1 pseudogene is annotated in these 294 nt (G+C 41.5%); it reads left to right on the top strand.

Annotation, left to right across the window (positions count from 1 at the left end):
* A pseudogene (locus AB4585_RS24765) lies at positions 1 to 239 on the top strand (chain-length determining protein); the annotation flags it as partial.
* Positions 240 to 294: the final 55 nt, after the last annotated feature.

Below are 294 nucleotides of genomic sequence, written 5' to 3'. Positions count from 1 at the left end.
CTTTAGGTGTCTTTGAAGAGAACAAACGAGTGAAGATCATTGATTTGCCATTTACACCAAGCTCTCCCTCAAACTGGCCGACCATATTTTATGTAATATTGGGATTAATTGGCGGATTAGGGTTAGGAGTGGGTCTTGCCGTTGTTTTGGAGTTGTTCGACACCACTTTACGAAACAAAGCCGATGTAGAGTCTATGACCTCCATTCCTGTCATTGCTATTGCACCGCAACACGGATAAATACACGTAATCTGACAGACATAAAAAAGGACAAACCTAGGTTTGTCCTTTTAGT

Source organism: Vibrio sp. 10N.222.49.C9 (genome assembly GCF_041474985.1).
GTDB lineage: Bacteria > Pseudomonadota > Gammaproteobacteria > Enterobacterales > Vibrionaceae > Vibrio > Vibrio crassostreae_C.
This window is presented reverse-complemented; position numbering and strand designations above follow the sequence as displayed.